This window comes from Chryseobacterium sp. BGARF1 (assembly GCF_001677955.1).
Classification (GTDB): Bacteria; Bacteroidota; Bacteroidia; order Flavobacteriales; family Weeksellaceae; genus Chryseobacterium.
Window position 1 is genome coordinate 114,910 of sequence record NZ_LELA01000092.1, and the last position, 20,841, is coordinate 135,750.

Genomic DNA, 20,841 nt, shown 5'->3' on the forward strand with positions numbered 1-20,841 from the left:
TTTTATTATTTTAAAGATAATCTTTAGATTATTCAGCAGAGTCGAAATCTGCATCTTTATCAGCAGAAACTACTTCACCTTCTTCTTTAGATTTTTCTTTATCAGCTTTTCTTTGAGTCTGACCTTCTTTGATAGATTCTGAAACAACGCTCAAGATCATATCGATAGACTTAGAAGCATCATCATTTCCTGGGATAACGAAGTCAACTTTTCTAGGGTCAGAGTTAGTATCAACAATACCGAAAACTGGAATACCTAATTTCTTAGCTTCAGTTACAGCGATATGTTCTCTCATAATATCTACAACGAAAATCGCAGAAGGAAGACGTACCATGTCAGAGATAGAACCTAAGTTTTTCTCTAAGTTAGCTCTTTGTCTGTCAACCTGTAATCTTTCTTTTTTAGATAAAGTTTCGAACGTACCGTCTTTTTTCATTTTGTCGATATGGTTCATTTTCTTTACAGCTTTTCTGATTGTAACGAAATTCGTTAACATACCTCCCGGCCATCTTTCTGTAATATAAGGCATATTAAGTTCAGCAGCGTGCTTAGCAACTACTTCTTTCGCTTGCTTCTTAGTCGCTACGAAAAGAACTTTTTTACCTGCAGAAGTTAATTTTTCTAAAGCGCTGCACGCTTCATCCAATTTAACAGCTGTTTTATGTAAGTCTACAATGTGAATACCATTTTTCTCCATAAAAATGTATGGAGCCATATTTGGATTCCACTTTCTAGTCATGTGACCGAAGTGTACACCAGCCTCTAGAAGGTCTTTTACATTTGCTTTTGCCATGTTTTCTGTTTTTGTTAGTTTACTTTCCGTTTCTTAAACAATCAACAACTTCTTTAGATGGGAGAAGCGTTTGGATGCTAAACGTAACGGGCAATTTTTTTGTTTTGATAAATAGATTTAAGATAAAAGATAACAAACGGAATAAATTCTGAAATATGAAATCTTGTATCTGAAGTCTGAAAATTAACGTTTTGAGAACTGGAATCTCTTTCTTGCTTTTTTCTGACCTGGTTTCTTTCTTTCCACCATTCTTGCATCTCTTGTAAGTAAACCTGCAGGCTTCAATGCTAATCTAAATTCAGCATTAATTTCGCAAAGTGCTCTAGAAATACCTAATCTGATAGCTTCTGCTTGACCTGTATTACCACCACCGAAAACATTTACGGTAACGTCATACTGACCAACAGTTTCAGAAAGGATAAACGGCTGGTTTAATTTGTAAACCATCACGTCTGTAGAGAAATAAGTTGCAGCTTCTTTACCGTTTACTGTAATAACACCAGAACCCGGCTTTACATAAACTCTAGCTACAGAAGTCTTTCTTCTTCCGATTTTGTGAACTATAGACATAATTAATTATTTAAATTCGTTAACATTAATTGTTTTAGGCTGTTGAGCTTCATGCTTGTGCTCAGTTCCTTCATATAAATAAAGGTTTTTAAGCAATGCAGATCCTAATCTGTTTTTTGGAAGCATACCTTTTACAGATTTTTCCAATACTTTTAAAGAATCTTTTTTCTGAAGTTCAAGAGCTGTCATAGACTTCTGTCCACCAGGGTAACCTGTATGCCAGATGTAAGTCTTATCGTTCCACTTGTTTCCTGAAAGAGTAACTTTCCCAGCATTCAAAACAATAACATTATCACCACAATCTACGTGAGGTGTAAAGTTTGCTTTGTGCTTACCTCTCAAAATCTTTGCAACCGTAGAAGCTAGTCTTCCTAACGGCTGTCCTTCAGCGTCTACCACAACCCATTCTTTATTAGCAGTAGCTTTGTTCGCTGAAACAGTTTTGTAACTTAATGTATTCACACGTTTTAGTTAAAGATTAAACATAATTTTTCCCTTAAAAGGGTGTGCAAAGGTACACATATTTTTCTAATCTGAAAACTTATTTTAAATTAAAGTATTGAAAATAAAGATATTTAATAAGTTAGCACTTTAAAAAGAATCAATATTTATCCATTAAAAGGTGAGAGCCAATCCTATATAAATTAAAAATTCAGCAAATATGTACTTCGCCAATTTGTTTTCAACGATAATTTCCTGATTAATTACGCAACGATTTACTTCCTCTGAAACTTGCAAATAAATAATAAGCAACAAAAACAGTCGAAAACTTAATAATAGAAGGAATTGCCAATTCTAAATTGAATATCAAAGCACCAACAGCAACTAAAAGTGCCATCGCTCCAAAAGACAATCCCATTTTTTGGAAAAGAGAGAATTTAACATCATCTAAAAAATAAGCCAATCCCCACGCAAGACCGAAAGCAATAGCATAATAAAGTTCTAAACCAAGATCCTGAACTTCCATAAACAAATAGTTAATCAGAAAAATAATTCCGGATCCCAACACAAAATAAATCAACGCTCTTTTCATACCATAATATATAATGCAAAAATAAAGAATTAAATTTTGCAATCATTTTTAAACATAGAATAAAGCTTATATAATTTTAAAACAAATATTTAATAAAGTACATCAGCCAATTCTCTAAAAACAAAACCAATCTATAAATATCTAAACAACAGAACAAATGTTTGTTAAGTCGGAGAAAACGACTTCAACCCAAACACAATAAACATTTAAAAATCAATAATTTAATTTCAAATTAGCGGTTTTTAATTTATTGTTATATTTGGAATTCAGAAATTTCTAGATTTTTTATGGAAACCCAAAAATATACTCCAACAAATAAAGTAAGAATTGTAACAGCTGCGTCGTTATTCGACGGGCACGATGCTGCAATTAATATCATGCGTCGTGTGATTCAGGGAACAGGATGCGAAGTGATCCACCTTGGCCACGACAAATCTGCTGAAGAAGTAGTAAATACAGCCATTCAGGAAGATGCAAACGCAATTGCTCTAACATCTTATCAAGGTGGTCACAACGAATATTTTAAATATATCTACGACCTTTTAAGAGAGAAAAATTCTCCGCAAATCAAGATTTTTGGTGGCGGTGGCGGTGTAATCTTGCCTGAAGAAATCGAAGACATTATGGCTTACGGAATCGACAGAATTTATTCTCCAGACGATGGTCGTGAACTTGGCTTACAGGGAATGATCGATGATTTGGTGAAAAGATCAGACTTTCCAACAGGAAGAGATGTCAAAGCTGAAGATTTAGATTCAATTAGTTTTGAAAATTCTACAAGCATTGCTAAAATCATTTCTGCGGTCGAAAACTTCTCAGAAGAAAAACCAGACTTGGTAAAAGCGATAGACGAAAAATCAAAAGATTTAAATATTCCTATCATCGGTATCACAGGAACTGGTGGAGCCGGAAAATCTTCTTTGACAGACGAATTGGTAAGACGTTTTATCCGTTCAAACCCAGATAAAAAAATTGCCATTATCTCCATTGACCCTTCGAAAAAGAAAACCGGAGGCGCGTTATTGGGTGACAGAATTCGTATGAACGCGATCAATGATCCTCGAGTTTATATGCGCTCGATGGCAACGCGAGAAAACAACGTTTCTGTTTCTCCCTTTATTCATTCAGCATTGAATGTATTGAAATTAGCTCATCCAGATGTAATCATTTTGGAAACTTCAGGTATCGGACAGTCTGGTTCGGAAGTTTCGGATTTTGCTGATGTTTCAATGTACGTAATGACTCCTGAATATGGTGCTTCTACACAGTTGGAAAAAATCGACATGTTGGATTATGCAGATTTGGTTGCTTTAAATAAATCGGATAAGCGTGGTGCGCTTGATGCGCTTCAAGCTGTCAGAAAACAGTTTCAGAGAAACCATTTATTGTGGGAAAGTCCATTGGATGATATGCCGGTTTATGCAACAAAAGCATCCCAATTCAACGATCACGGAACGACTGATCTTTACAATAGATTAGTTGAAAAAGTAAATGACAAGTTTACAGATTTAAACTTGCAAGGTTTCGTTGAGCAAGAAGTTTCTGAAGATATCACGATAATTCCTCCGAAAAGAGTTCGTTATCTTTCTGAAATTGTTGAAAACAACAGAATTTATGACGCGAATGTTGAAAAACAGGCTGAATTAGCAAGAAAAATGTATCATATTGAAGGAGTGAAAAAATTCCTTTCTAATGAAACTTTAGATACAGAATATCAAAAAGCAGAAAAAGATCTTCAACAGGAAAATATCGACTTCTTAAAAAATTGGGATGATACGAAAGAAGCTTTCAAAGCTGAATTTTATTCTTACTTCGTTCGTGGAAAAGAAATTAAAGTTGAAACCTCAACAGAATCTTTATCTCATTTAAAAATTCCTAAAATTTCATTACCAAAATACACCGATTGGGGAGATTTGATTAAATGGAAAGGTCAGGAAAATCTTCCTGGAGGATTTCCTTACACAGCCGGAATTTATCCTTTCAAAAGAACAGGAGAAGATCCGACGAGGATGTTTGCCGGAGAAGGAGGTCCTGAAAGAACCAACAGAAGATTCCACTACGTTTCTGCGGAAATGGATGCAAAACGTTTGTCTACAGCGTTTGACTCGGTGACTCTTTACGGACAAGACCCTGCTCTACCACCGGATATCTATGGTAAGATCGGAAATGCGGGTGTTTCTATTGCAACATTAGATGATGCTAAAAAATTGTATTCCGGATTTGATTTGGTGAATGCAATGACTTCGGTTTCAATGACGATCAACGGACCTGCGCCGATGTTGTTGGCTTTCTTTATGAACGCTGCGATCGATCAGAATGTTGAAAAATATATCGCTGAACATAAGCTTGAAGCTAATGTTGAAAAAGCTTTAAAAGCAAAATTCGACGATAAAGGTTTGGAAAGACCAAAATATAACGGAGAATTACCTCCATCAAACAATGGTTTAGGTTTAAAATTATTAGGTCTGACCGGAGACGAAGTGATTCCTGCAGAAGCTTATGCTGAAATTAAGGCTAAAACGATTGCGACCGTTCGTGGTACCGTTCAGGCTGACATTTTAAAAGAAGACCAGGCTCAGAATACGTGTATTTTCTCTACTGAATTTGCCTTAAGATTAATGGGTGACGTTCAGGAATATTTCATCACAGAAAAAGTGAGAAACTTCTACTCTGTTTCAATTTCTGGATATCACATTGCAGAAGCAGGAGCAAACCCGGTTTCTCAGTTGGCATTTACACTCGCAAATGGTTTCACGTATGTTGAATATTATTTGTCAAGAGGAATGGACATCAATGATTTTGCACCGAACTTATCGTTCTTCTTCTCCAACGGTATCGACCCTGAATATTCAGTGATCGGACGTGTAGCGAGAAGAATCTGGGCAAAAGCAATGAAACTGAAATATGGAGCAGACGAAAGAAGCCAGATGTTGAAATACCACATCCAAACTTCAGGACGTTCGCTTCACGCTCAGGAAATTGATTTCAATGATATCAGAACAACGCTTCAGGCGCTTTATGCGATCTACGATAACTGTAACTCACTTCACACGAATGCATATGACGAGGCGATTACAACTCCGACTGAGCAGTCTGTAAGAAGAGCAATGGCAATTCAGTTGATTATTAATAAAGAATTAGGATTGGCTAAAAACGAAAATCCGCTTCAAGGTTCATTTATTATTGAAGAATTGACGGATCTTGTTGAAGAAGCTGTTTACGCAGAATTCGACAGAATCACAGAAAGAGGTGGTGTTTTGGGTGCAATGGAAACGATGTATCAACGTTCAAAAATTCAGGAAGAGTCAATGCATTACGAATGGTTGAAACATACAGGAGAATATCCAATCATCGGAGTAAACACTTTCCTTGGAAAAGATGGTTCGCCAACTGTTCGTCCGGGAGAAGTTATCCGTTCAACTGAAGAAGAAAAGCAGGTGCAGATTGAAACGCTTCATAATTTCCAAAAGTCTAATGAAGACAAATCTGAAGCTGCCTTGAAAACATTACAACACGCTGCCATCAATCAGCAGAATTTATTTAATGTCATGATGGATGCTGTGAAATATTGTTCGCTTGGACAAATTACCAATGCTCTATTTGAAGTGGGTGGTAAGTACAGAAGAAACATGTAACGGCAGGGCCGTAGCCAATTATTAACTACTAACTGTTTTAATAATTATAAAGTAAACCTCAAGGAATTTTCTTTGAGGTTTTTTGTACTTTTACTTTAAGAAAAATATTAACAATGAAAAGTTTTAGCAAAACAATTTTAGCAATTTACTTAATGGGATCTGCTGTCTCGTGTAAATCTTATCCGATGGAGGCTCCTCAAAAAAGCGATGTCGATAGAAATTCTGAAGAACTTCAAAAAAGACAAGCTGCGGAACGTGAAAAAACAGAGGCTAGTTATCTAAATAATTTTGGAAAACCTCCAAGCAAATAGCTTAATTTAAACTTTGTCACAACAAAAGATCTTCAAGAAATCTCTTTGAGGTTTATTGTATTTTTAATCAAATAGAAAGCTCAGCTATGAAAAAAGAATTCTACATAAAAAAACCTTGTGAAGAACTTTGGAATAATATGAAAGAAATAAGTGATGGGAAATTTTGTAGTTTTTGTCAAAAGAAAGTTTATGATTTAGATAAAATCCCATCTCTAGAATTTGATAATTTCACAAAGAACAATACACAAATCTGTGGAAAGAAAACATCAATTAAGCCTGTTCTATCAGGTTTGTTTTTGGTTTTAACTCTTACTTCTTCTACATATTTGCATGCACAGAGCAACAATAAATCAGTAACAGAAAATACTTATCAAAAGGAAATAACAATTAATGGAAAGCTAACCACATCTGAAAATAGAAAATTAATTTCTGGTGAGATCTTTTTGGTGACTTTAGAAAAAGTCTGTTCTGCTAAAGCAGATGGAAGCGGAAACTTCTCTTTAAAATTTCCTGAGAAAATTTTATCAGAATATAACATCCTTAGAATTGATTATGCAATTTCAGAAGACGGAACAGAATTTAATGATTCAAAAACTTCAATTTTTAAAATAGACGAATTATTAGGAAAACAAAACTTTGAAGTTGAAGAACAATATATAACTATTGGCGATGTCATTTTCCTTGCACATCCACCCCCAGATTATTATTATTTTGATGGCAAAATCACAAACAAAAGAAAATTTAAAAAATTAAAACAGAAAAATTCCAATTACAAATACATGAAATTCCATGATGATGTTGTCGTTAAAAAATTAACTGGAAAAAGCTTTGTAAACGACCTTTATTTGTTATATTCAAATTAAATAAATGAAACAAAAAGCCATCTTCAACTGGAGCAGCGGAAAAGATTCCGCTCTTGCATTATACAAAACTTTAAAAGAAGACCAATTTGAAGTTACTACTCTACTGACAAGCATCAATAAAGAATTCCAAAGGATTTCTATGCATGGCGTTCATGTTTCGCTATTGGAAAAGCAGGCTGAAAGTTTAGGTCTTCCTTTAATAAAAATGGAAATTCCGAAGGAACCTTCCATGGAAGAATACAGCAAGATCATGTCTAAAACCATGAATGACATAAAATCTAAAGGCGTTACCCATTCTATTTTCGGAGATATTTTTCTGGAAGATTTAAGGAAATACAGAGAAGATCAATTACAATCTATAGGAATGAAAGGTGTTTTTCCATTATGGAAACAAAATACAACCGACCTCATCAACGAGTTTTTAAGTTTAGGCTTTAAAACCATTGTAACCTGCGTCAATGAAACGTATCTCGACAAAAGCTTTGCCGGAAGAATTATTGATCATGATTTCATTAAAGACTTGCCGGAAAATGTAGATCCGTGTGGAGAAAATGGAGAATTTCATACGTTCACTTTTGACGGTCCTATTTTTAAAAAACCTATTCAATTTGAAGTTGGGGAAATTGTAAAGAAAACGTATCCCAAACCAAAGTCTGATGAAAATGAGGAAGATGGAGAATATATATTTTGGTTTTGCGATTTGATTGAGAAATGATTTCACTTTTACAAGATTTTTTCTTATTTTTAGTAAAAACCGAACTTTATGCTGAAAAAAACTTTGCTGCTTTCTCTATTTTTTCTCTTCTTGTTTTCGTGCCAGAAAACAGAATCAGCACAACCTGTTAATAGAAAAGCAATTGCAGATTCTGCCATCGTAGTATTTCAACAAAAATTATATAAAACCCAAATTGATTCTATTTTTAATCAATACAATTTCAACGGCAGTGTCGGTGTTTTTAAAGACACTATTGAATTATACAGACGAAATAATGGCTTTTCAAATTTTGAAAACAAAACTGCGGTAAACGATTCTACAGTTTTTTCTATTGCGTCGATCAGCAAACAGTTTACAGCGGTTCTTATTCTCCTTCAAATGGAACAGGGAAAGCTCAACCTCAACGATAAAGCTTCAAAATACATTAAAGAATTTCAGAAAAAAGAATATGAAAACATTACCATTCAGCAGCTTCTAAATCACAGTTCGGGTTTAAATAATTTTGGCGAAAAATTACTATTTAAAAGTGGATCGGGATTTAATTATTCAAATGATGGCTTCAATGCTTTAGGGAAAATTGTGGAAACGGTTTCTGGAAAATCTTTTGATGAAAACATGATTGAATTATTAAAAAAAGCAGGCATGAAAAATTCATCAACAGGAACAACTTTTAAAGGAGAAAATTTCGCTAAAACCTATGTAGGAAATTCAAAAAACCAAAAACCAGTTGATAACATGCCACAAAGGCTAAGCAATAAAGAAATCGGAATTGCGGCAGGCGGAATTTTGTCAACTGTAAACGATTTATTCATTTGGAATAATGCTTTATACGCCGGAAAAATCATCAAACCTGAAACGCTGAAAAAATTCACTTCTAAAAGTACTGAACGACAACACCCGATTCTCGGAAAGATGGGTTACGGATTGGGAATTATGATGAATGATAACAAGCCTGTCTCCTATTTTCACAGCGGTTACGTAAAAGGTGCGCCTTCGCTCAACATCTATTACCCTGAAACCAAAACTATGGTCATTATTCTTTCTAATATTGCCGATGAAGAAAAGGGCAAATCGGCCGCTTTCAAACCTCATCTGAAAATGAAGGAAATTGCAGATATATTGGAAAATATTAATTAGAAACTTTGAAGTTTTCCTGTAAATACGGAATGATATTTTTAATCATTTCAAGATATTTTTTCTGACAGATAATAATTGAAGTTTCAAAAAAGAAAAACAACAACAACAAAGAATTTATTAAAATTCCTTTAAATTGACTCGGATCTAGAAAGTTATCATTCATTTCTAAAACAAAACGGAAAAACCATCCTGAAGACATAGGGAGAATGAAAAATATACTTACCATATCCTGATACGCAGAAAGCCGGATATTTTTATATTTTTTAGAGAAATCAAAATATTTTTTTTCTTTAACGAAAATAATCAAGGGATAAACCATCATTAGACTTACTAATATGCCCAAGCTAATTCTGAAAACTTCAAAAGGAATTAAAACATAAGATAAAACGACTGCAACATACGTAATGAAAGCAATCATGAGTGATTTTTTCAAAATTGAAAATAATTTTTGCCTCGTCGATATTTTGATAAAAACAGAAGTATCTTCCAAGCTCCAACTTCCATCCCATGAAAGTTTCAAATCATCATGCCACGAAATAATGGCCACGTTAAAAGCGTCATCAAAAGACAAATTCTTTTGAATCTGAACTTCATTAATTTGACTTACAAAATGGTCTTCCACTTCCATCAGCAAATCGATAGGAAGTTTTTTAGTTAAAAGATAACTTCTTACTTTCTCTCTTTGTTCTGTTGTCATACCAGTAAAACATTTATTTTTTTAGCTCTGAAATAAAATAACTGAATCTGAAGCACTACTGAAAAAGTTATAAACATATGGTTCAAAGGAAATTCCCATAAATTTTTAGTTGTCGAGAAAATAATATTGGTGAGAGGAAGAATAATTAGCATCAACAATAAATTTCTCAGCAATAATGGATGAAAAATCATTTTCTGATATTCTGAAAAACTCATTTTTCTAAATATGAAATGATACATCAGAAATAATAAATGCATTGCAATTAAAGCTCCCTGAAAACACAGATAAACATTTTCATTAAAATAAAATATAGTTCCCATAATCACGGAGGACAAAAAAGCGATCATCATCATTTTTTTGAAACGGTCTTGTAAAATACCCTTCTCAATTTTCGCAATCCTTTTGAAAGAAAACAAATCAGCTTTCACCATTTCCAGTTCGTTTTGCCAATTAATTTTCGTCTGAAGAAAAGCTTCCTGAAAGCTGATTTCACTTTTAACCATAGATTCTGAAATCTGCATCACAAAATGATCATAAACCTCAGCAAATACAGCAGAACTTAGATCTTTGCCTTTTAAATATTTTTCTATTTCTATTAAATTTTCTTTAGTCATCATAATTTTAAATATCAAAAATAGTTTTTAGATTAAACAAATAAGATCTCATTTCATCTTCCTGAGTCGCCTGTTGCTTTTTACCTTTATCAGTAAGCAAATAATATTTCCGGCTTCTTCCGTTGATTTCCTGTACTTCAGACATAATAATGCCGTTGGCCTCCAATTTATGCAAAAGCGGATACAAGGCTCCTTCTGTCATTTCCAATTCTCCTTCCGTCAATTCTTTTGCACGTTGTGTAATTTGATAGCCATACATTTTCACCTCTTTTGAAAGTAATTTTAAAATGATATTCTGAAGTGTTCCTTTGTAAAGGCTATTTTTTTTCATTTGTAATGGTAATACCTAACAAATCTATGCATAATTTTCTTATGCATGTAATTAATTTTAATATTCAGATAAATCTTATATTTATAGAATGAAAAAAATGTACTTCATTGCTATTTATCCTGACCAAAAAACCATTGATGAGGTAAGGGTTTTTAAAGAAGATCTAGCTTTACATTTCGGGAATTCAAAAGCATTGACCAATGATGCGCATATTACATTAGCCCCACCATTTTCAAGGGAAATAGAATTAGAAGAAGACATTCATCTGGGATTTCAAAAAATTGACACCAACATCGCTCCTTTTGAAATTATTTTAAATGGTTTTGGAAATTTCCCCAATCCAAAGAATCCGGTTTTGTTTATAAAGCCTGAAGAAAGTAAAAATTTAAAGCAACTTTATTTTAATGTAAAAGAAAAATTTAGTTTTAAAAGAGACTCATTTAGTCCACACGTAACTGTTGGTTACAGAGACCTCACCTATGAAAATTTTCTGAAAGCCTGGGAGATTTATAAAGGCAAAAATTACGAAACTAAATTCTTAGTTGATAAGATCTCATTACTAAGACATGATGGAAAATGGGTTTCTATTAATGAAAAGAAATTATCACAGTAATAATTTTATTGGTTGCTAAAATAAAGAAAGCTGTATCTTTGAAGCGATGGTTTCAGCAGAGAAAATAATTTTAGGAATTGACCCCGGAACAGCTATTATGGGGTTTGGTTTGATATCGGTAAAAAAAGGAAAAATGGAAATGATCTCCATTCACGAATTGATTTTAAAAAAATACCCGAATCATGAAACTAAGCTTAAATATATTTTCGATAAAACCTTAGCGTTGATTGACGAGTTTCATCCGGACGAAGTGGCACTTGAAGCTCCATTTTTTGGAAAAAACGTACAATCGATGCTGAAACTGGGAAGAGCTCAAGGCGTTGCAATGGCTGCAAGTCTGCACCGAAATATTCCTATTACAGAATACTCCCCAAAAAAAATAAAAATGGCTATCACCGGAAACGGGAATGCCAGTAAAGAACAAGTTGCAGGAATGCTTAAGAGCCTTTTAAACCTGAAAGAATTTCCTACAAAATATCTGGATGCTTCCGATGGTTTGGCTGTTGCCGTTTGTCATCATTTCAATTCAGGAACCATTGCAGATACAAAATCGTATTCAGGTTGGGATAGTTTTTTAAAGCAGAATCCTGATCGACTGAAGTAATTATTTGTTTCGCTGATAAAGGTCTTCAATTTCCGTCACCTTTCCATTAATAATGTCGCTGTATATAATTGAAAATTTATTCTGTGAATAGATTTTATACTGCTCTACTTTTTTAAGATCATCTTCTCTGTAAGAAAAAGAACCACCACTTATCGTGACCAAAAAATCGTCTGTTCTACTTTTTATTTTACAATCTTTGCCCGTAGCAAATATCTTTTTCAAGATCAATCTTTCATTGCTATTTTTAAATATAAGTTCATACTGTTTCATACATTCATGAAGATCAAAAACTTTTGTTTCTCCATCCTCTTTATATGTTTTTTGTATAAACGTCCAAGTTCCTAGGAAATATTTTGCTTTGTTTTCATCATTTTGCTGATCAGTAATTTTCTGAGACTGACAACTGATGATTAAAAGACAAAAAAATAAAACAGTGAGTATTTTTTTCATGTTGATAACATTCAAATATAATAAAAGCCCTTTTTCAAGGGCTTTTATTGAGTTTAGTTATTTAAGAACTTCTTAGAAGCTTGTTGATCACCATCAGAATAATTAATGATATATGAACCTTTAATTAACGGCTGATTGATACGAACTTCATTGGTCTCTGAATTTCCTTTCTGTATCAGTTTACCACTCATATCATAAATTTGATAATTACCGAATTTTAAATTCTTATTACCAAAAAGCTGAAGTTTGTTTTCTCCTTTTAAATAAACAATTTTGGTATCAGAATTATCTTTTTTAATATCAGAAGTACTTAAGGTTTCTGAAATCCTCACTGCATAATCTTCCATCTGACCATATTGCAACTGCGAACATGCATCAAAGTCAGGGAAAGTTACTCCATTGAATGTAGCAGCATCTACCGCTATTCTCATTCTTAAGTATACATTCTTTACGGCACTCGCAGGAGGTGTGATATTATTGGTTAGTGTAAGCCCTGAGTTTGCTAAATCAGATGATAAGTTATTCACTACAAGTTCTGAAGCTTCAAAAACACCATTATTATTATAATCAATCCAAACTTTTGTTTTGAATTTTTCAGCATGGTTAAATGTGTAAGCATAAGTTACCTTCAGCTCTGTTGCGCTATTTGAAGGAATATCTGTAAAAAATGCAGGTCTTATGCAGGTTGCTGTAGCATAGTTTGCATAATAAACAGGAGTTGCTTCATCAGCATCATATCCGGTAGTAACACTGCTGATACTTCCAAAAACTACTCGTGTAGGTCCCACAGCACTATTGGTTGGGTTTACTATTCCCGAAGGACTGCACTGTGCATTCACCACAGAAACAGGGGAATTAACAACTGTTGCAGGGTCTGTTCCTGCCAGTGAATTCAGAAGATTTTTTCTATATTCCATCATCATCAAAATCGCTCTGTCACGCTGCCCAGCTGTAAACTTTCGGTTTGAATTGGTATAATTCATAATATTATACTGAGTTCCGTTATAGTTTTGATTGGTACAAGGGTCTATAGCATTATTGTTAGGAACTGCAACACCATACATACTTCGCGATGGTGATGTATCGCAAACTCTATCGCCATCTGTCGCACAATTATTATTCACAGGACAAGTTGTCTGGCTATTAGCCGAAATCCCTTGAAAAGTATGATAAAGACCAAAGGCATGACCCAGCTCATGGGTAAGTGTCGTATCATTTTGATTCTTTATCGTTGCCACTTTCATAAAACTCTCATAGTCATAATCATACGAACTTGGAAATGCCGCATAACCCATAAGCCCATACGATAACTGCTGCTGACCATCGAAGCCAATGACCACATAAATATTAAAGTATGAATTTTCAGGCCAGTGCGGTGCCAACTGGTTTTTTATCTGCGTATCTGTAGCTCCGGTATTTGATACCCCATTTTGGTCGTAATCAGGAAGATCACTTCCGTTATACCGTATAATACCTGTTGTAGGCATACAACTTGGTGATCTTTTTGCCAAAACAAGTTTAAATGGAATTACATTTCCTCCAGTAGCGCCAGCTGCTTCAGGATAAAAGTTCCCACCATAAGTGGTTGCATACATACTATTTGCTCTTCCTATCCAATTGATAATTTCCTGATCTGTCACCGCCAAGTTGGCATTTGCAGGAGCCTGAGATTCGATAACGTGAACAACTACAGGAATTTCGTAAATCTGTCCTGTATAAAGAGCATTCTTTGAGGTTGTAGCTCCTACTTTATTTAGAAAAGCCTGTTGATTCATACCGAGAATCTTCTGCTCTCCGTCTTCCCTATATCTTTTTAGACCAGGATGCCTGTCATCTAATTTTTTCATTATTTTATCAAAACCGCATTCTTTATGAGAATCTTGCGAGAATGAATTAATAAAAAACATAAGTACTAAAAGGGTACTGAATTTTTTCATTTCTATTTATTTATTTTTAAATATTCGATTGCAAAACTATTAATTTATTATTAATTCCAACACATTCAATATTAAAAACTTAAAAAACATTTAAATTTTAACATACTTTAAAATATTTACTATAAATAATATTTTTAAATTACTTGGTAAAACATATTACTATTTGTAACAATGGTATAGTTTTTAATACTAATTTTGTATAAATTTTCAATAATGAAAAACACACAAGCAACTATAAATCAAACAAATCACAGCATAAACTGGTTTCAGAAGTTTCTCTTGATTTGCTCTGGTGGAAACATCCACATTTTAAGAAAAACACCCAGTGAATGGAATAAATTTGCAGGAATTGGAGGAATTGTTCTTTTCACCGCAGTTTTTGCAACACTTTCTGCAGCCTATGCAATGTTCACCATTTTCGATGATATTTGGGCCTCGATTGGGTTTGGAATTCTTTGGGGTTTAATGATTTTTAATTTGGATCGATACATTGTTTCATCCATCAAAAAAACAGGATCTTGGTGGAATCAGATCCTGATGTCTATCCCAAGGTTGATTTTGGCAACATTTTTAGGAATTATTATTTCTAAACCTTTAGAACTTAAAATTTTTGAAAAGGAGGTTAACAAACAGCTGAATACTATTATTCAACGTAATAAAACAGACCTGCAAAAACAAATGAATGGCAGAATTCTTCAGCAGAGTAGTCCTTTTGAAACTGAAAAAAAACAAATTACAGAAAAGATTGCTCAATATCAAAAGTCTTATGATTCTGCTTCTGTTGAACTTGAAAAAGAAATTTTAGGAAAACAGACTGATTTAACCAGTGGAAAAGTAGGTTTTGGTTCTAATGCAAAAAGAAAGCAGGAATTAAAAGAGCAACGCAGACAAGACTTAGAAAACTATCAAAAGCAGGTAGCGACAAGACAAGAATATCTCGACAAAGAAATTTCTAAAGTCTATACCAATCTTGAAACAGAAAGAAAATCTACAGAAACGTTTGAAGATAAATTCAACGGATTTGCTGCAAGATTACAGGCTTTGGATGAATTAGGAAAAAACTCAGCGATTATTGCCACTGCCGCAGCATTTATTATGGGGCTATTTATTACATTGGAGATTTCACCCGTTTTAATTAAGCTTATTTCTTCGGTTGGTCCTTATGATTATCTTTTGGAGAAAACTGAAAATGACTTCCGTCTCTATTCCAAAGAAAAAATTGAAAAAGGAAATGCACTGACCGATTTTCGGATTGATGATTTTAAGGATCAATTAAAAACCTAATATTTCAATAAAATACATTCACATCAAAAAAACTCACAATTAATTGTGAGTTTTTTCATTTAAACAGCAAAAAAAATAAAACAAAACACAATAATATTACGCTATAGATAAATATCTACAACCATATTGATATATATCTAAATGAATTATTATGATTGCGTTTATTATGTTGATAAATTTACATTATAAAAGTTAAGAGAAAAAAACACTTCTTTTTAGTTTGAATTTAAAGCAATTCAAAAAACACAAATGATGAAAATTTAAGTATTCCGAGGGAGGTAAAAACTCAATGATGAAAAAAAATTAGAACGTATTTATTTTCGGAGCCTAAAAAAAGGCTCTGAGATAAATACAAAAAGAAGAAAACACAAATGATATTATAAAAACACAAATGATGGAAATTTAAGTATTTCGAAGGAGGTAAAAACTCGATGATGAAAAAAAAATTAGAACGTATTTATTTTCGGAGCCTAAAAAAAGGCTCTGAGATAAATACAAAAAAAGGAAAACACAATTCATATAATAAATACACAAATGATGAAAGTTCTATTTTTCTCATAATTTAATTTTTGGTTCAAAAAAATACCTCCGAAAATTCGGAGGTATTTTATGTATATATATTAGTTTATTACAAAGAATAATTAGGTGCTTCCTGTGTGATAATCACATCATGTGGATGAGATTCTTTCAAACCGCTTCCTGTAATCATTACCATTTTAGTTTTAGTTTGTAAAGCTTCAACATCTTTAGCGCCGCAATACCCCATTCCAGCTCTTAAACCTCCAACTAATTGGAAAATTACATCTTCCAGCTTACCTTTACTTGGAACTCTTCCTTCGATTCCTTCAGGAACGAATTTTTTAGCCTCACTTTGAAAATATCTTTCTTTTCCACCTCTCTTCATTGCAGAAAGACTTCCCATACCTTGGTACGTTTTGAATTTTCTACCCTGGAAAATAATTTCTTCACCTGGAGCTTCATCTGTTCCGGCTAAAAGTGAACCCAACATTACAGCTCCTGCTCCACTTGCGATAGCTTTCACGATATCACCTGAAAGTTTAATTCCACCATCGGCAATTACCGCAACATTTTGAGATTTAGCATATTCGTAAACGTTGTAAATAGCAGATAATTGAGGAACCCCAACTCCCGCGACAACTCTCGTTGTACAGATAGAACCCGGGCCAACACCCACTTTAAGAACATTTGCACCCGCTTTAATTAAAGCTTCAGCAGCTTCAGCAGTTACAATATTTCCACCCACGATATCCAAATCAGGATATTTGCTTCTGATTTCTGAAATTTTATCTAAAACTCCTTTAGAATGCCCGTGAGCAGAATCAATACCGATAATATCAACTCCGGCTTTTACCAAAGCTTCAATTCTGTCTAAAGTATCTTCACCCACTCCAACTCCAGCACCAACGATCAAACGACCACTTTCGTCTTTGTTGGCATTTGGATATTCCAATTGATTATCGATATCTTTAATGGTAATTAAACCTACCAATTTATTATTCTTATCAACAATAGGAAGCTTCTCAACTCTACTTTTAAGAAGAATTTCTTTCGCTTTTTCAAGATTTGTATCCTTATCTGAAGTGATAAGATTATTTTTGGTCATGATCTCTTCCACTTTCATCTCAAGGTTTTCCTGATATTTTACGTCTCTGTTGGTAATGATACCAATCAACGTATTTTCTGCGTCCACAACGGGAAGACCAGAAATTTTATATTTTGCCATCGTTTCTTTAGCTTCAGCTAAGGTATGGTCTTTCGAAAGCGTTACAGGATCAGAAATCATTCCGTTTTCAGAACGCTTCACTCTGTTTACCTGAGCGGCCTGTTCGGCAATCGTCATATTTTTATGAATGAAACCCAAACCGCCAACTCTTGCCAAAGCAATCGCCAAATCACCCTCTGTAACGGTATCCATTGCAGCGGAAACAATCGGAACATTAAGCGTAATTTTATCGGTAAGTCTTGATTTTAATGAAACCTGGTTAGGTAAAACTTCAGAATAAGCAGGGACTAGAAGCACGTCATCGAAAGTGATGGCTGTCTCTACAATTTTGTTATGAATAGACATCTTTACTTTCTTGCAAAATTAAGTCTTTTTACTGGAATACGAAAATAGAATTAAATAGTTTAAATAAAACTTAATAATTCATATTATAAATCGAAAAAAAGCCACTCAGAGAGTGACTTTACAAAATTAAATATAGTTGAATATGAAATTATTTATCTGACGCAATAGTAATCATTCTAGAAATATCATCTGCTGTAAAGCTGCCTTTAACATCCAAAAACACCATATCTTTTTTTGAATTTACAGTAATCAACATATTATTGATCATCTCGCCTTTTTGTTTTACTCTGATATTTACATTATCGCCATCGTGTTTTATAGTTGCCCAATCTTCGTAATTATTGTCTCTAAGATAATTGGCATAATCTTTCAGCATTTCTTCACTTCCATTGGCAACGGTCATCATTTTTATTTTTGAAACTTTTTTCACCATTGCAATCGCAGCTTCACTTTCACCTTCTTCTCTCAAAGCTTTTTTGATATAAGGTTTCGCTAAAAACAACGGTACATTAAAACTTGCAAATTGTGCATCCTGAGAATCATAATTTGATTTTGAGAAGAATTCTATATTCGGTTTGCTGGAAACAATGCAAGACTGCAGTAAAAATAATGTGCAACAAACGAGAAAAATGTTTTTAAAAATTTTCATGACCTAAGTTTTTTAGTTGATTTGATTTAAACTTCCCGCAGAAGATTTGCTGATGTTTGCCTCAATTTTAGGATTTCCTCTGTATTTCACAGATCCTGCTGATGAAGCCTTCACTTTTAATTGATTTTTTGCACTCACAGAAACACTACTTCCCGATGTAGACTCCACGATACCAATATTTGCAGTTAATTGGTCTGCCTTACAAGAAGCACCACTGCTTGCATCAATTGATACATATTCAGTATTTCCTTCTAACTTAATACTAGATCCGCTTGAGCTTTTAACTAAAACTTTATCTGAACTGATTGACGCTTTCACATTAGATCCTGAACTTGCTTCAATATTTGATGTTCCAGAAATTTGAAATTTCGCAACAATCCCAGATCCCGAAGAAGCATCAACTGTCATCTCTTTTCCTCTGATTTCATTCACTGTCGTAAAGTTGGAGCCTGATGAAGTCTTAATTCTATCCATTTTCGGCGAAGAGACATTCACACTTAGGTTTTTGAATCTTAAATTTTTTGTTCCTTTATTATCAATCGAAATTTTTAAAATCCCGTTCTCCACTTTTGTAATTACATTTTGAAGTTTATCTGCATCTGCAAAGACTTTCACGCTGGTAGAATTTTCCTGTGTAAAAACTACTTTTACTCCTGTACTGACGTCAATTCCGGAGAATTGCCCTACGTTTCTGCTCTCCCCGTTGAGATAGGAAGACGTATTTTCCGAAGCAAAGCTGCTCGTCATTGTAGTTCTTGTGGTATTTGTCTTTGTTTCGTTAGAATTAATGATTTTGTTCACGTCATCCATAGAAAGCTTTCCATCAAGCATTACAAGAATACTTTCGCCACCACCACTATCTATATTTAAAAGCATGTTTTCTAAAGTACCATCTTTTTCAGCTTCAGATGAAAGAAATTTAATTTTGCTGCCTCCGTTTTTTACAGACATAATCTCACTGTAGTTAAGATTTTTAACGAAAGTTGAAATCTCTTTATTAAGCTGATTAATATTTGTCTTTGAATTCCCTTCAGGATTTTCTGTAATAAGGATTTTCAGCCCATTGATTTTGGCCAATAGAGGTTTAATCTGATCAAGTTCTGCATCTGCAATGTTCAGGTTACTGAGCATTCCAAACATAGGTTTTGCAATCTTAATCGAAGTTACCCCTTCCACTTCCTGATATTTATCAAAAAGTTGATCTAATTTGTTTTTCTGTCCGTATACAAGGAAATGAGACAGCACAAGTGTACATATAATGAATATTTTTTTCATGAGTTCAGTTAAATTTAATTGATTACAAGCCTGATCAGTTGCATAATCTGTTGTTAATAATCTACGTTGTCCATTACTTTCGGAGCTAATGCCTGATTGACATTATTAGCTACAACCTGGAATGAATATTTTGTTATATTGATAGCTTCTTCCATATTATCGATACGTTTACCGTTTACGATAACATAAGAATCTTTATATCCTGTGGAATCTTTTAAAGTTTGACTTTTTAAACCTGAATTGTAAACATATCTCGGTTTTGACTCTTTTTTAATTCTGCTTTTTTTAGAGAGAATTTCATCCAAAACATCTTTTTCAGCAATCGAGTTTTCCACAAAAATAGAATCTTGCTTTGGTCCCGAAACAGAATCAGTAATATGAACTGCAACCTGCGAATTAGGATTATGATTTTCGTTAATAAAATCATTTTTCTGTTTCTGAATTTCGTTTTCGACTAATTTTGCCTGATCTACAATCTCTCCATTTTGATTATAATTAAATAAAAAACCAAAACTTAAAAGTATTACAGCACTTGCAGCCATCCAAAACCATTTCGGAAGCGAAGGTTTTTTACCTTGAATAGGAATTATTAGTGCTTCATCGGCTGAAATATCATTACCTTCTGCTTTCTGAAGAAAATCTTCAAAATCCCAATTCATTCTTTCCTCCTTTAAACCTTGGAAGATCTCGTTATATTTATCTTGAAATTTGTCGTTGCTCATAGCTCATCAGTTGTGAGATTTGTTCTTTTACTTTTTGTCTTGCTCGCATCAGGTTGACCCTTACTGCATTTTCTTCCATTTCCAACATTTCAGAAATTTCCGACACTTCATACTCTTCTACGTCTTTCAGATGAATCACCGCTTTCTGTTTCTCTGGAAGCTGGTTGATAAAACCTATAATATGTTCTTTCAGATTATTCACCTCCATACTATACAATTCCGATCGATGAAGCTGCATATCAGCAAAACCTAACTTTACATCGTGATGCTTCAACCGGTTAAGACATTCATTTCTTACAGATTTTAAAGCATAGGATTTAAAATTACCAAACTTTTCCAGCTCATCTTTTTTTTGCCAGAACTTAATCATCAGATCCTGCACTACATCTTCGGCTTCATCGCTGCTCATGACAAACCTTTTTGCAAAACGGAACATCTCATCTCTGAGAGTAAATACCGTATCCCTAAAAGTTTCTTGGGTCATAAGTTTCGTTTCTATAAATAAGACAATCTGAAATC

At 33.6% G+C, this 20,841-nt stretch carries 22 protein-coding genes; 8 read left to right on the forward strand and 14 right to left on the reverse strand.

Annotated features, from left to right (window positions below; translation table 11 throughout):
- Positions 1–28 precede the first annotated feature (28 nt).
- From rpsB to AB671_RS17845, 4 genes are all read right to left on the reverse strand, one after another.
- Positions 29–793, reverse strand: a complete 765-nt coding sequence (gene rpsB, locus AB671_RS17830; RefSeq protein WP_066674803.1) for a 30S ribosomal protein S2 — start codon at positions 791–793, stop codon at positions 29–31.
- 183 nt (positions 794–976) lie between these two features.
- The gene (gene rpsI, locus AB671_RS17835; protein WP_066674806.1) at positions 977–1,363 is read right to left on the reverse strand and encodes a 30S ribosomal protein S9; all 387 of its coding nucleotides are present in this window, start codon (positions 1,361–1,363) and stop codon (positions 977–979) included.
- Positions 1,364–1,369: 6 nt separating this feature from the next.
- A complete protein-coding gene (gene rplM, locus AB671_RS17840; RefSeq protein ID WP_066674809.1) occupies positions 1,370–1,825 on the reverse strand; it encodes a 50S ribosomal protein L13 in 456 nt (151 codons plus the stop codon).
- A 238-nt stretch (positions 1,826–2,063) separates the two neighbouring features.
- On the reverse strand, positions 2,064–2,396 hold the full coding sequence (locus tag AB671_RS17845; RefSeq protein WP_066674811.1) for a hypothetical protein: 333 nt from the start codon (positions 2,394–2,396) through the stop codon (positions 2,064–2,066).
- 287 nt (positions 2,397–2,683) lie between these two features.
- Here AB671_RS17845 and AB671_RS17850 point away from each other — a divergent pair, with 287 nt between their 5' ends.
- The 5 genes from AB671_RS17850 to AB671_RS17870 all read left to right on the forward strand — a co-directional run bounded on the left by AB671_RS17850 (position 2,684) and on the right by AB671_RS17870 (position 9,057).
- Positions 2,684–6,031, forward strand: coding sequence for a methylmalonyl-CoA mutase family protein (locus AB671_RS17850; RefSeq protein ID WP_066674815.1), 3,348 nt, complete (start codon positions 2,684–2,686; stop codon positions 6,029–6,031).
- Positions 6,032–6,144: 113 nt separating this feature from the next.
- The gene (locus AB671_RS17855) at positions 6,145–6,342 is read left to right on the forward strand and encodes a hypothetical protein (RefSeq protein ID WP_066674818.1); all 198 of its coding nucleotides are present in this window, start codon (positions 6,145–6,147) and stop codon (positions 6,340–6,342) included.
- An 86-nt stretch (positions 6,343–6,428) separates the two neighbouring features.
- The gene (locus tag AB671_RS17860) at positions 6,429–7,205 is read left to right on the forward strand and encodes a hypothetical protein (protein WP_066764848.1); all 777 of its coding nucleotides are present in this window, start codon (positions 6,429–6,431) and stop codon (positions 7,203–7,205) included.
- Positions 7,206–7,209: 4 nt separating this feature from the next.
- Complete coding sequence (locus AB671_RS17865; RefSeq protein WP_066682113.1) at positions 7,210–7,920, forward strand: diphthine--ammonia ligase; 711 nt, start codon at positions 7,210–7,212, stop codon at positions 7,918–7,920.
- 48 nt (positions 7,921–7,968) lie between these two features.
- On the forward strand, positions 7,969–9,057 hold the full coding sequence (locus tag AB671_RS17870; RefSeq protein WP_066682109.1) for a serine hydrolase domain-containing protein: 1,089 nt from the start codon (positions 7,969–7,971) through the stop codon (positions 9,055–9,057).
- Here AB671_RS17870 and AB671_RS17875 read toward each other — a convergent pair.
- From AB671_RS17875 to AB671_RS17885, 3 genes are read right to left on the reverse strand one after another with little or no spacing between them, the layout of a single operon-like run.
- Positions 9,050–9,754 carry a hypothetical protein gene (locus AB671_RS17875; RefSeq protein WP_066682106.1) on the reverse strand — a complete coding sequence of 235 codons (705 nt, stop codon included), beginning with the start codon at positions 9,752–9,754 and terminating at the stop codon, positions 9,050–9,052. The genes AB671_RS17870 and AB671_RS17875 overlap by 8 nt on opposite strands.
- The gene (locus AB671_RS17880) at positions 9,751–10,371 is read right to left on the reverse strand and encodes a hypothetical protein (RefSeq protein WP_066682101.1); all 621 of its coding nucleotides are present in this window, start codon (positions 10,369–10,371) and stop codon (positions 9,751–9,753) included. Before AB671_RS17880 ends, AB671_RS17875 begins: the two co-directional genes overlap by 4 nt.
- 4 nt (positions 10,372–10,375) lie before the next feature.
- Positions 10,376–10,699, reverse strand: coding sequence for a PadR family transcriptional regulator (locus AB671_RS17885; protein ID WP_066682098.1), 324 nt, complete (start codon positions 10,697–10,699; stop codon positions 10,376–10,378).
- Positions 10,700–10,787: 88 nt separating this feature from the next.
- Here AB671_RS17885 and AB671_RS17890 point away from each other — a divergent pair, with 88 nt between their 5' ends.
- Positions 10,788–11,312 carry a 2'-5' RNA ligase family protein gene (locus AB671_RS17890; protein ID WP_066682094.1) on the forward strand — a complete coding sequence of 175 codons (525 nt, stop codon included), beginning with the start codon at positions 10,788–10,790 and terminating at the stop codon, positions 11,310–11,312.
- Positions 11,313–11,358: 46 nt separating this feature from the next.
- Positions 11,359–11,916 (forward strand): crossover junction endodeoxyribonuclease RuvC, encoded by a 558-nt coding sequence (ruvC, locus tag AB671_RS17895; RefSeq protein WP_066682090.1) that lies wholly within the window; start codon positions 11,359–11,361, stop codon positions 11,914–11,916.
- On the opposite strand, the gene AB671_RS17900 is transcribed toward ruvC, so the two are convergent.
- A complete protein-coding gene (locus AB671_RS17900; protein ID WP_066682086.1) occupies positions 11,917–12,366 on the reverse strand; it encodes a DUF6705 family protein in 450 nt (149 codons plus the stop codon).
- Positions 12,367–12,419: 53 nt separating this feature from the next.
- Positions 12,420–14,213: a zinc-dependent metalloprotease gene (locus tag AB671_RS17905; protein WP_228391017.1), complete on the reverse strand. Its 1,794-nt coding sequence runs from the start codon at positions 14,211–14,213 to the stop codon at positions 12,420–12,422.
- Between the two features lie 303 nt (positions 14,214–14,516).
- Between AB671_RS17905 and AB671_RS17910 the strand changes: the two genes are divergently transcribed.
- The gene (locus AB671_RS17910; protein ID WP_066682081.1) at positions 14,517–15,587 is read left to right on the forward strand and encodes a DUF4407 domain-containing protein; all 1,071 of its coding nucleotides are present in this window, start codon (positions 14,517–14,519) and stop codon (positions 15,585–15,587) included.
- Between the two features lie 628 nt (positions 15,588–16,215).
- On the opposite strand, the gene guaB is transcribed toward AB671_RS17910, so the two are convergent.
- From guaB to AB671_RS17935, 5 genes are all read right to left on the reverse strand, one after another.
- Positions 16,216–17,676, reverse strand: coding sequence for an IMP dehydrogenase (guaB, locus tag AB671_RS17915; RefSeq protein ID WP_066682078.1), 1,461 nt, complete (start codon positions 17,674–17,676; stop codon positions 16,216–16,218).
- 148 nt (positions 17,677–17,824) lie between these two features.
- Entirely contained in the window at positions 17,825–18,325 is a 501-nt protein-coding gene (locus AB671_RS17920) for a DUF4252 domain-containing protein (RefSeq protein WP_066682075.1), read from the reverse strand.
- 12 nt (positions 18,326–18,337) lie between these two features.
- A complete protein-coding gene (locus AB671_RS17925) occupies positions 18,338–19,600 on the reverse strand; it encodes a DUF4252 domain-containing protein (protein WP_066682073.1) in 1,263 nt (420 codons plus the stop codon).
- Between the two features lie 53 nt (positions 19,601–19,653).
- On the reverse strand, positions 19,654–20,322 hold the full coding sequence (locus tag AB671_RS17930; protein ID WP_228391016.1) for a hypothetical protein: 669 nt from the start codon (positions 20,320–20,322) through the stop codon (positions 19,654–19,656).
- Positions 20,297–20,806: an RNA polymerase sigma factor gene (locus AB671_RS17935; protein WP_066682070.1), complete on the reverse strand. Its 510-nt coding sequence runs from the start codon at positions 20,804–20,806 to the stop codon at positions 20,297–20,299. The genes AB671_RS17930 and AB671_RS17935 overlap by 26 nt, the downstream gene beginning before the upstream one ends.
- Between the last annotated feature and the right edge of the window lie 35 nt (positions 20,807–20,841).

Bases quoted from the DNA above. Each gene is read 5' to 3' on its own strand.
- rpsB (WP_066674803.1), bottom strand. From the start codon at position 793: ATGGCAAAAGCAAATGTAAAAGACCTTCTAGAGGCTGGTGTACACTTC.
- rpsI (WP_066674806.1), bottom strand. From the start codon at position 1,363: ATGTCTATAGTTCACAAAATCGGAAGAAGAAAGACTTCTGTAGCTAGA.
- AB671_RS17845 (WP_066674811.1), bottom strand. From the start codon at position 2,396: ATGAAAAGAGCGTTGATTTATTTTGTGTTGGGATCCGGAATTATTTTT.
- AB671_RS17850 (WP_066674815.1), top strand. From the start codon at position 2,684: ATGGAAACCCAAAAATATACTCCAACAAATAAAGTAAGAATTGTAACA.
- AB671_RS17855 (WP_066674818.1), top strand. From the start codon at position 6,145: ATGAAAAGTTTTAGCAAAACAATTTTAGCAATTTACTTAATGGGATCT.
- AB671_RS17860 (WP_066764848.1), top strand. From the start codon at position 6,429: ATGAAAAAAGAATTCTACATAAAAAAACCTTGTGAAGAACTTTGGAAT.
- AB671_RS17865 (WP_066682113.1), top strand. From the start codon at position 7,210: ATGAAACAAAAAGCCATCTTCAACTGGAGCAGCGGAAAAGATTCCGCT.
- AB671_RS17870 (WP_066682109.1), top strand. From the start codon at position 7,969: ATGCTGAAAAAAACTTTGCTGCTTTCTCTATTTTTTCTCTTCTTGTTT.
- AB671_RS17875 (WP_066682106.1), bottom strand. From the start codon at position 9,754: ATGACAACAGAACAAAGAGAGAAAGTAAGAAGTTATCTTTTAACTAAA.
- AB671_RS17880 (WP_066682101.1), bottom strand. From the start codon at position 10,371: ATGATGACTAAAGAAAATTTAATAGAAATAGAAAAATATTTAAAAGGC.
- AB671_RS17885 (WP_066682098.1), bottom strand. From the start codon at position 10,699: ATGAAAAAAAATAGCCTTTACAAAGGAACACTTCAGAATATCATTTTA.
- AB671_RS17890 (WP_066682094.1), top strand. From the start codon at position 10,788: ATGAAAAAAATGTACTTCATTGCTATTTATCCTGACCAAAAAACCATT.
- ruvC (WP_066682090.1), top strand. From the start codon at position 11,359: ATGGTTTCAGCAGAGAAAATAATTTTAGGAATTGACCCCGGAACAGCT.
- AB671_RS17900 (WP_066682086.1), bottom strand. From the start codon at position 12,366: ATGAAAAAAATACTCACTGTTTTATTTTTTTGTCTTTTAATCATCAGT.
- AB671_RS17905 (WP_228391017.1), bottom strand. From the start codon at position 14,213: ATGAAAAAATTAGATGACAGGCATCCTGGTCTAAAAAGATATAGGGAA.
- AB671_RS17910 (WP_066682081.1), top strand. From the start codon at position 14,517: ATGAAAAACACACAAGCAACTATAAATCAAACAAATCACAGCATAAAC.
- guaB (WP_066682078.1), bottom strand. From the start codon at position 17,676: ATGTCTATTCATAACAAAATTGTAGAGACAGCCATCACTTTCGATGAC.
- AB671_RS17920 (WP_066682075.1), bottom strand. From the start codon at position 18,325: ATGAAAATTTTTAAAAACATTTTTCTCGTTTGTTGCACATTATTTTTA.
- AB671_RS17925 (WP_066682073.1), bottom strand. From the start codon at position 19,600: ATGAAAAAAATATTCATTATATGTACACTTGTGCTGTCTCATTTCCTT.
- AB671_RS17930 (WP_228391016.1), bottom strand. From the start codon at position 20,322: ATGAGCAACGACAAATTTCAAGATAAATATAACGAGATCTTCCAAGGT.
- AB671_RS17935 (WP_066682070.1), bottom strand. From the start codon at position 20,806: ATGACCCAAGAAACTTTTAGGGATACGGTATTTACTCTCAGAGATGAG.